The sequence below is a fragment of the Bradyrhizobium sp. PRIMUS42 genome (genome assembly GCF_023006515.1).
Classification (GTDB): domain Bacteria; phylum Pseudomonadota; class Alphaproteobacteria; order Rhizobiales; family Xanthobacteraceae; genus Bradyrhizobium.
This window is the reverse complement of the sequence record NZ_JALBGZ010000222.1, coordinates 1-8,723: the sequence shown is the minus strand read 5'-3', so window position 1 is coordinate 8,723 and position 8,723 is coordinate 1. Positions and strand designations below refer to the sequence as shown.

Here is an 8,723-nt window from a genome sequence, read left to right as displayed (position 1 = left end):
CGAAGCCCGCGGCCAGCGCCGCGCCCGATCCGCCCGAGGAGCCGCCGGGCGACCGGCCGAGGTCCCACGGATTGTTCGTCGTCCCGTGGATTTCGTTATAGCTCTGGAAATCCCTGAGCCCGATCGGGATATTGGTCTTGCCGATGATGACGGCGCCCGCCGCCTTCAACCGCGAGACCACGAGGGCATCTTCCGCCGGCTGGAAATCCCTGAAATGCGGAAAGCCCCAGGTCGTCGGCAGGCCCGCGACGTTGAACGGCTCCTTCAGGGTCACGGGAATGCCGAGCAATGGCCGCCGCTCGCCGCGCGAAAGCGCGGCATCGGCGGCGCGCGCGGCGTCTCTCGCCCGATCGAAATCGCGAACGATGATCGCGTTGATCCGCCCGTCCAGCGCCTCGATGCGCGCGATCGTATGTTCGAGCAGCTCCGACGCAGACATCTTCCGCGCGCGCAAGGCGGCCAGAAGTGTGCTGACCGAGCCGTAATCCCACTCAGCGCCATCAGCGGTCATCACACACTCCATTGGATCCCATCGCCGTGTCGAGACTTCCGGATGCAAAGCGATCCGGGCGCCGAACATGCATTTTTGAAAGCGGGATGAGGAGGCGGCGCAATGGGCATCAGATCTGCTTGCCGGTGGCACCGATGCGCAGGCCGGGCTTCAAAGCAGTTATGCCTTCCGACCCGTTAACGAATCGGCGCGACGGCGGACAAGTAGCTATCATGTAGTTCTGCGCCTGTTTTGCCCGACGCGTCAAACGTCCGCGCTGGCGGGCCACGCGCCGTGCGGCGCGAGATTCTTCAATGATTTGTACTTTGCATGGGGTTGTTTTCGCATTTTTTGTTTGGACGGTCCCGGGCCACGGTATCAGCCGTCAGAGGCCGTCTCGATACGGGCGCTCCTAAGAATTCTTACACACAGTTCTGGCAGGCTCCGCGCGACAATGTCCGCAACCCGCATCGTCGCCTCTTATTGCGCGCACGAAGGCCCGCGGGAACCGAGGGGCGTAATCCATGACTGCACTCGCTTCGGACGCCAGTCGCGCCAGGGGTGGGATCGTGCCGATCCTGTTGTGCGTCGTGCCGTTCAGCCAGATTCCGCTCGATGCCTACACGCCCGGCCTGCCGCAGATGGTGGTGGAACTCGCCACTGACGCGGCCTCGATGCAGAACACCGTCACCGCCTATATGCTCGGCATGAGCCTGGCGCTGGTGCCGGTCGGCATCGCCTCCGACACGCTCGGCCGTCGCAAGGTTTTGCTCGCGGGCCTGTCGGTGCTGATCGCAATGAGCATCGCCTGCGCGCTCGCCACCAGCGCCTCGCTGCTGCTTGGCTTGCGCTTCCTGCAAGGAATCGGCGGCTGCACCTGCCTCGTCGTCGCCTATGCGGTTGCGGCCGACTGTTTTCGCGGACGCGAGCTCACGGCGATCTCCGGCCTGCTTGGAGCCGCGTGGGGGCTCGCGCCTGTGCTTGCGCCTGCGGCCGGCGGCTTCATCGTCGAACTGATGTCATGGCGCGGCGTCTTCGTCATCATCGCCGTTGCCGCGGCGATCGTTGCCGCCATCGTCGCATTCCTTCTGCCCGAGACGTTGCCCGCTGATCGGCGGGCACCGTTCGATCCGCGTCGCACGGCCGGCATCCTGCGCGATGCGCTGCTGCGTCCGGGCTTCCTGGCTTTCGTCCTGGTGTTCGCCGCAGCAGCGAGCGCGCAGCTGGCATTCGGCGTCGTCGCGCCGTTCTTCTACCAGACGGGCCTCGGCTATTCCGCGGCCATCTACGGCCTCGTCGCGCTCGGTCTTGGCGGCGTCAATCTCGCCGGCGAGCTCGGCTGCGCGCATTTTGCGCGCTTCATGCCGGCGCGCATGCTGGGCTTCGGCGCCTTCGCGTTGCTTCTTGCCGGATCAGTGGTCCTGACCGCAACAGGCATGATCTTCGGCCTCGGCTTTGCGTCGATCACGATCGGCGGCGCGCTGGTGCTCGGCGGCTGCGGCGTGCTGTGTCCGATGATGTATGGCATGGCCCTCGGCCTGTTCGAGCGCGACCACGGCCTGATCGGCGGTCTCATCAGCGCGCTCTGCTATCTCGCGGTGAGCGGCGCCATGGCGATCACGGCGGTATTGCCCGAAACGACGCAGGCGCCGATCGGATGGCTCTATCTCGGCCTCTGCGTTGTTGCGGGCACGCTGCTCGCGATCTCGCTGCCGTCAGTGCGTCACGCCACACAGACCTGAGGAAGGAACCAATTCATGACCACCGTCGGTATTCGCGGCACGTTCTTCGATTTCGTCGATGATCCCTGGAAGCACGTCGGCAACGAGCAGGCCGCCGCGCGCTTTCACCAAGACGGCCTCATGGTCGTCACGGACGGCGTCATCAAGGCGTTCGGTCCTTATGACAAGATCGCCGCTGCGCATCCAGGCGTCGAGATCACTGACATCAAGGACCGCATCATCGTCCCCGGCTTCATCGACGGTCACATCCATCTGCCGCAGACGCGCGTGCTGGGTGCCTATGGCGAGCAGCTCCTGCCGTGGCTCCAGAAGTGGGTCTATCCGGAAGAGCTCAAATACCGGGACCGCAACTACGCGCGCGAGGGCGTCAAGCGTTTCCTCGACGCGCTGCTGGCGTCCGGCACCACCACCTGCCAGGCCTTCACGAGCTCCTCGCCTGTTTCAACCGAGGAGTTGTTCGAGGAAGCAGCCCGCCGCAACATGCGCGTGATCGCGGGCCTCACCGGCATCGATCGCAACGCGCCGGCCGATTTCATCGATACGCCCGAGAATTTCTATCGCGACAGCAAGCGGCTGATTGCGCAGTACCACAACAAGGGCCGCAACCTCTACGCCATCACGCCGCGCTTCGCCTTCGGCGCCTCGCCGGAGCTGCTGAAAGCGTGTCAGCGCCTCAAGCACGAGCATCCGGACTGCTGGGTCAACACCCACATCTCCGAGAACCCGGCCGAATGCAGCGGCGTGCTGGTCGAGCATCCGGACTGCCAGGACTATCTCGGCGTCTACGAGAAGTTCGACCTGGTCGGTCCGAAATTCTCCGGCGGTCACGGCGTCTATCTCTCGAACAACGAGTTTCGCCGCATGTCGAAGAAGGGCGCGGCGGTGGTGTTCTGTCCCTGCTCGAACCTGTTCCTCGGCAGCGGCCTGTTCCGCCTCGGCCGCGCCACCGATCCGGAGCATCGCGTCAAGATGTCGTTCGGCACCGATGTCGGCGGCGGCAACCGCTTCTCGATGATCTCCGTGCTCGACGACGCCTACAAGGTCGGCATGTGCAACAACACGCTGCTCGACGGCAGCATTGATCCCACGCGCAAGGACCTCGCCGAGGCCGAGCGCAACAAGCTCTCGCCTTACCGCGGCTTCTGGTCGATCACGCTCGGCGGCGCCGAAGGCCTCTATATCGACGACAAGCTCGGCAATTTCGAGCCCGGCAAGGAGGCTGATTTCGTTGCGCTCGATCCGAATGGCGGGCAAGTCGCGCAAGCGTGGCATCAGTCGCTGATCGCCGATGGCGCCGGCCCGCGCACGGTCGACGAGGCCGCGAGCATGCTGTTCGCCGTCATGATGGTCGGCGACGATCGCTGCGTCGACGAGACCTGGGTGATGGGCAAGCGCCTCTACAAGAAGAACTGAAGCGGACGGAAGCCGATGAGCGCATCTCCGGATACGGCCGGACAGCCGGTCGCCCTCGTCATCCAGCGCCGCATCGCCGATGACGGCTTTGCCGCGTTCGCGCGCTGGAATGGCGAGGTCGGCGAGGCACTCAAGGCCTGGCCCGGATTCCTGGGGCAGGAGGTCGTGCCGCCGCGGCCGCCGGCCCATGTTGATTGGGTGACTGTCTTGCGTTTCGCAAGCCCGGCTGCAGCGCGCGCCTGGCTTCAAAGCGAGGAGCGGACGCGGCTGATCGGCGAGGTGCAGCGCTTCTTCGTCGGTTCGGAGGACGTCCATATCCTGCCCGACAGCGGCGTCCAGCGTGACAATGCGGTCTCCGCCGTCATCTCCTTCAATGTGCCGGATGGGCTCGAGGACGCGTTTCTCAAATGGCAGCAGCGCATCCAGGCCGCGGAGGCCGAGTTCAAGGGGTTCTTGCGCCACAAGATCGAGCGGCCGATTCCGGGCCTTCACGACGAGTGGATCGTCATTCTGACGTTCGACAGCGATGCCAACCTCAACGCATGGCTCGACTCGCCGTTGCGGCAGACGCTGCTGAGGGAAGGCGAGCGCTTCAACGCCGGCATGAACGTGAAGCGGGCGAGCTACGGCTTCAATTTCTGGTTCCCGGCCGGCAAGGCCCAGGCTCCGGAGCAGAGCCCAAGCCTGATCTGGAAGAGCAACCTCATCGTGCTGCTGGTGCTCTATCCCGTGGTCTATCTCTGGGGCACTTTCATCAGTGCGCCGCTGATCGACAGAAACGGCGTGCCGGTCTGGCTATCGCTCTTCGTCGGCAATCTCGTCAGCACCCAGCTGCTCGGCTGGTGGCTGGTGCCCGCCGCCTTTAGGGCGCTCGACTGGTGGGTCACGCCGAAGGCGGCGATCAGTCGCCGGATCGCGGGCTACGCACTCCTTGCCGCGCTCTATGCGGCGTCGATGGGCCTGTACGCGCTGCTGCTCGCGTGGCATTGGGGGCGGTGAGACCCGTCCACCGCCGGACACGTAACGACCATGTTCGCCCTGACATTTCTCGGAACCTCGGCCAGCGTTCCCTCAGTGGAGCGCAACCACCCGGCGCTCCTGGTGGAAGCCGCGGGCAAGCGCATCCTGGTCGATTGCGGTGAGGGCACGCAGCGCCAAATGCTGCGCAGCGGCGCCGGCTTCCGGCGGCTCGACCGCGTGCTGCTGACGCACGCTCATCTCGATCACGTGCTCGGCATCCCCGGATTGTTTTCAACCCTGGGCTTGCGGCAGAGCGCCGAAATGATGACGATTCATGGCGGGCAGGGCACGCTCGACATCGTCATCCGGATGCTCGCAGGCCTTTGGGGTGCGGGCAGGGCGCCGATCGCGGTCGAGTTCGCTGCCCTGACCGAGGGACAGGTCATCGACACCGGCGACTTCACCATCGCCTGCTTTCCGGTCCGCCACCGCGGCACCGATAGCTTTGGCTTCGTGTTTCAAAGTCCTGCACGTCGCCACCTTCGGCCCGATCGCCTTGCGGCGCTTGGCGTCCCGGATGGTCCCATGCGCGGCGAACTGGCTGCAGGACGGCCGGTCGTGATCGCCGATCGAACGGTTGATCCGGAGGACGTTCTGAGCCCGCCGAGCGGCGGCAAGAAGCTCGTCGTGATCGGTGACACCGAAACCACCGACGGACTGTCCAGCTACGTTGCTGACGCAGATATGCTGGTGATCGAGGCGACCTTCCTTGATCGCGACGCCGCGACAGCGCGGGATTACGGCCATCTCACCGCGGCGGAAGCGGCCGCCTTTGCTGCGGCGAGCAACGTCCGCCAACTCGTGCTGACTCATATGTCGGGACGATACGAGGACGATGAGATCCTGGCCGAGGCGGCGAGGATCTTTCCGAACACTGGGATCGCCGCCGACTTCGATCACGTGGTGATCTAGTCGCGCCTTCGACAATGTGCCGCTGCTGATGCCGCAGGTGAAGACCGGCCAGTTGGCGCTGCTCGCAACCGCAACGCCCAAGCGCGCAGACTTCGATCCGCAAGCGCCGGCCGTGCCGAATTCCCGCCCCGTTTCAATACCGTGGCCGCTCCGAGCGCGGCGCCCGCTTGTTCAGTGTCGATTGCAGGGCTAGGTTCGCAGGCCAACGGGTGTGGGGCTGATGGGGACAGTTCGTTTTCTGCTGGCGGCGATCGTCGTTGGATTTCATTGCCAGTTTGGCGTCATCCACCAGACAATCGGGGGCCTGGCCGCGGTAGAGGTCTTCTACATCATCAGTGGCTTCTACATGGCCGCCGCCTATGAGCTGCACTATCCGGGGCGGCCTGCTGCGTTCATGGCCAGCCGCTTTGCGAGGCTCTACCCGTTCTACCTGACTATCCTGATCGCTACGTTCGCACTCCATTTGTGGAACCCGGCGAACGAGAGCGGCATCTTCGATTCGCTCCGGACGGATGAGCGGCCCTATGTGATCAACCTGTCGCTGGTGGGTCTCGATCTCTATTCGGCCATGCACAGCACCACATATCTCTTGGTTCCTCAGGCATGGTCGATCAGCGCGGAGATCGTCTTCTACGCGCTACTGCCAACCTTGCTTCTACTCAACAGAAAATGGCTCGCCGGGTTGGTGGTCGCTGCCTTCGCGATCAAGCTGGTCATTCTTCACTTCTGCGAATGGAAATGGGCCTACTTCCCGTTTTACAGCCAGATCGGGTATTTCGGCACTGGGGTTGTGCTTTTCTCGTTACGGGATCGCCTGACATGGTCGACGCGTGCGGGCTACTGGCTCGCCGGCCTCTACAGCCTTTATCTCCTGGGCGACGTGTATGCCGACGTCGACTATCACGGGGGCATCGTTCAGGGCGTGCCGCTGGTTGTCGCAACCAGCATCGTGATTCCGACGCTCTTCGCGAGGGTCAACGGACCGCTGTCGACCACATTGGGCGACGCCTCCTACGGCGTCTATCTCTCGCATTTTCTCTTCATACAGATCGCGATCAATTTGCAGCTGTTTGATCCGATCACGCTGACAAATCCGCACATTGTGAGCCATTGGCGAATACTGTTTCAGACTTTGGGCATCCTGCTCGCATCCACGGTCGTCGCGCTCGCATTTGAATTCACGGTCCAGCGATGGATTGATCGGGCGCGCCGCTCGCTTTTCTACAACCGCAAGGGGCCGCCGGATTTCTTACTGCAATTGGACCGGCGCGACGCTGTCGGGAAGGCTTGATGCGAACGCAGCAAGAACAAGCTGTCGATGTTCACAGAAGGACTGGACCGCGAAGATCAGCGCGGCTATATGAGCGGCCTGCGAGCCGCTGATTTGCAAACCTTTCAGCCAGCCTTGCAGAACTTCCGAAGAAAGCTTAGTGATTTCAAGCGCTTCGGTGGGGAATGGTGTAACGGTAGCACAACAGACTCTGACTCTGTTTGTCTTGGTTCGAATCCAGGTTCCCCAGCCAGTTCCGGCGCTTTTCCACGGTCGCAATTCTCTCGGTGTGCCGCTCGGCGGCGATGAAGTCCGTTGGCCGCGCCGCCGGTCGCGGCGGTTTGCCTCATCTGAAAAACGCATGTGCCGGTCGGAACGCCGCGCGCTCCATCGTCCTTGGGTCATACAACCCTGGGAGATCCGTGATGCCCTATGTCGATGGTTTCGTTCTGGCCGTGCCGAAGGACAAGGTCGACGCCTACAAGTCGCTGGCGACGACCGCCTGCGCGCTCTGGATGGAGCACGGTGCGCTCGACTACGTCGAATGCATCGCCGACGACGTTCCCTATGGGGAGCTCACCTCGTTTCCACGCGCGGTGATGGCGAAGGAGGACGAGGTCGTGGTGTTCGCCTGGATCGTCTACCGCGACCGGGAGACCCGCGATGCCGTCAACAAGAAGGTGATGGCAGACCCGCGGCTGAAGATGGAGGGTATGCCGTTCGACGGAAAACGCATGATCTATGGCGGCTTCACGACGCTGCTCCGGGCCAGCGACGTCATCGGTTGACGGCGACCAGAAGGCCTATCGAGGAGCGCGGCCGCATTCGCCCTGGAGCAGCAGCAACAGGCAACCGGCGAGCCGCGTCTCCATGTCTTTCGACGAAAGCGACAGCGGGCCGGGATCGTTGAGGATCGCGTTCACCAGCGTGCCCAGCACGACCTGGAAACCGAAGGCGATGGCGCTGGTCTTTGCCGCCTTGCGTCCCTTGCCCATGGCCGGCAGCAGGAGAGGGGTGGCGCGCGTGGTGGTCGCCCCATCCGTCCCAGGCGTTCCGGCTCCGCTGCCGCAAGGTCGTTGGTCTCGGAGAAATCCGCGTCCAGATGAAACAGCTCCCATTTGTCGTTCTCGAACGGCGTGCCCGACGGGTGGAAGGCGACCGCCTTCCACCCCGCCTGCCAGAGACCGCGATGGCCGAACATCTCGAAATATTGCGGCGAGCGCTTTGACGGTGCCGACACATCCGTGATCGAGCGCGCAAAGCTTTCGCCTTCCAGCGGCATTTGCCGGCAGCCCGCGATATAAGTGGGCGCCTCGATGCCGATCAGCTCCAGCAGCGTCGGAGTGAGGTCGCAGGCGTGGACGAACTGGTGCCCCAGTTCGCCTTTCGCAGAGGCAGCCTGGATTGCTTCGCTGCGCTCGCAATGACGAGGTGAGAGAGCCGGCGCGGCAGTAGAGGGAAGCTTGCTACTTGATCTTGTCGTAAGCGGCGGCGAAGTCGCCGAGCGGCATCGGGATTGCGATGGTCTCCTTGGCCATGTTCTGGAAGGAGACCTTGAGCTGCTTGCCCGACCGTAAAGCGCCCAGCAGGTCGGCCGCGATCGGGGTCGACGCGTAACAACCGCGGTTCTCGCAGGTCTGGATCTGGAGATCGACCGTCTTGCCTTCGTCGACCTGAAGCTTGGCGCCGACCGGAAGATTGAGGCCGAGCGGCAATTGCAGCAATGCAACCGGCGTGCGGGTGTCGGGCGCGATGCGGATGTTGACGAGGACGATGGTCTGGCCGGTCTTGGTCAGCACCGCGTTCTGCTCCATCGCGCATTCGAGCGGCGCCTCGCGGCTCGCGCTGGTGCAGCGCACGATCCAGCCAGGCTGCT

The 8,723-nt window shown here is 63.7% G+C and carries 8 protein-coding genes, 1 tRNA gene and 2 pseudogenes; 7 read left to right on the top strand and 4 right to left on the bottom strand.

What is annotated here, in order from left to right; translation table 11 throughout:
• On the bottom strand, positions 1–511 hold a 511-nt coding region (locus MOV75_RS17975; protein WP_247006298.1), incomplete at its 3' end, for an amidase family protein.
• Between the two features lie 503 nt (positions 512–1,014).
• Here MOV75_RS17975 and MOV75_RS17970 point away from each other — a divergent pair.
• The 7 genes from MOV75_RS17970 (at position 1,015) to MOV75_RS17940 (ending at position 7,635) form a co-directional block, all read left to right on the top strand.
• Entirely contained in the window at positions 1,015–2,232 is a 1,218-nt protein-coding gene (locus tag MOV75_RS17970) for a multidrug effflux MFS transporter (RefSeq protein WP_246927714.1), read from the top strand.
• A 15-nt stretch (positions 2,233–2,247) separates the two neighbouring features.
• On the top strand, positions 2,248–3,645 hold the full coding sequence (gene guaD, locus MOV75_RS17965; RefSeq protein WP_246927726.1) for a guanine deaminase: 1,398 nt from the start codon (positions 2,248–2,250) through the stop codon (positions 3,643–3,645).
• 15 nt (positions 3,646–3,660) lie between these two features.
• Positions 3,661–4,644, top strand: coding sequence for an antibiotic biosynthesis monooxygenase (locus tag MOV75_RS17960; protein ID WP_246927729.1), 984 nt, complete (start codon positions 3,661–3,663; stop codon positions 4,642–4,644).
• Between the two features lie 30 nt (positions 4,645–4,674).
• Positions 4,675–5,577 carry a ribonuclease Z gene (gene rnz / locus MOV75_RS17955; RefSeq protein WP_246927737.1) on the top strand — a complete coding sequence of 301 codons (903 nt, stop codon included), beginning with the start codon at positions 4,675–4,677 and terminating at the stop codon, positions 5,575–5,577.
• Positions 5,578–5,797: 220 nt separating this feature from the next.
• Entirely contained in the window at positions 5,798–6,868 is a 1,071-nt protein-coding gene (locus MOV75_RS17950) for an acyltransferase (RefSeq protein WP_246927739.1), read from the top strand.
• A 158-nt stretch (positions 6,869–7,026) separates the two neighbouring features.
• Positions 7,027–7,100: transfer RNA gene (locus MOV75_RS17945), tRNA-Gln, on the top strand.
• Positions 7,101–7,272: 172 nt separating this feature from the next.
• Positions 7,273–7,635, top strand: a complete 363-nt coding sequence (locus MOV75_RS17940; protein WP_246927741.1) for a DUF1428 domain-containing protein — start codon at positions 7,273–7,275, stop codon at positions 7,633–7,635.
• A 15-nt stretch (positions 7,636–7,650) separates the two neighbouring features.
• On the opposite strand, the pseudogene MOV75_RS17935 reads toward MOV75_RS17940, so the two are convergent.
• The 3 genes and pseudogenes from MOV75_RS17935 to MOV75_RS17930 form a co-directional block, all read right to left on the bottom strand.
• Positions 7,651–7,881: pseudogene (locus MOV75_RS17935) on the bottom strand (TetR/AcrR family transcriptional regulator); the annotation flags it as partial.
• Positions 7,882–7,883: 2 nt separating this feature from the next.
• A pseudogene (locus tag MOV75_RS42705) lies at positions 7,884–8,240 on the bottom strand (arylsulfatase); the annotation flags it as partial.
• A gap of 73 nt (positions 8,241–8,313) precedes the next feature.
• Positions 8,314–8,723 (bottom strand): invasion associated locus B family protein (locus tag MOV75_RS17930; protein WP_247006297.1); only part of this gene is annotated, 410 nt, incomplete at its 5' end.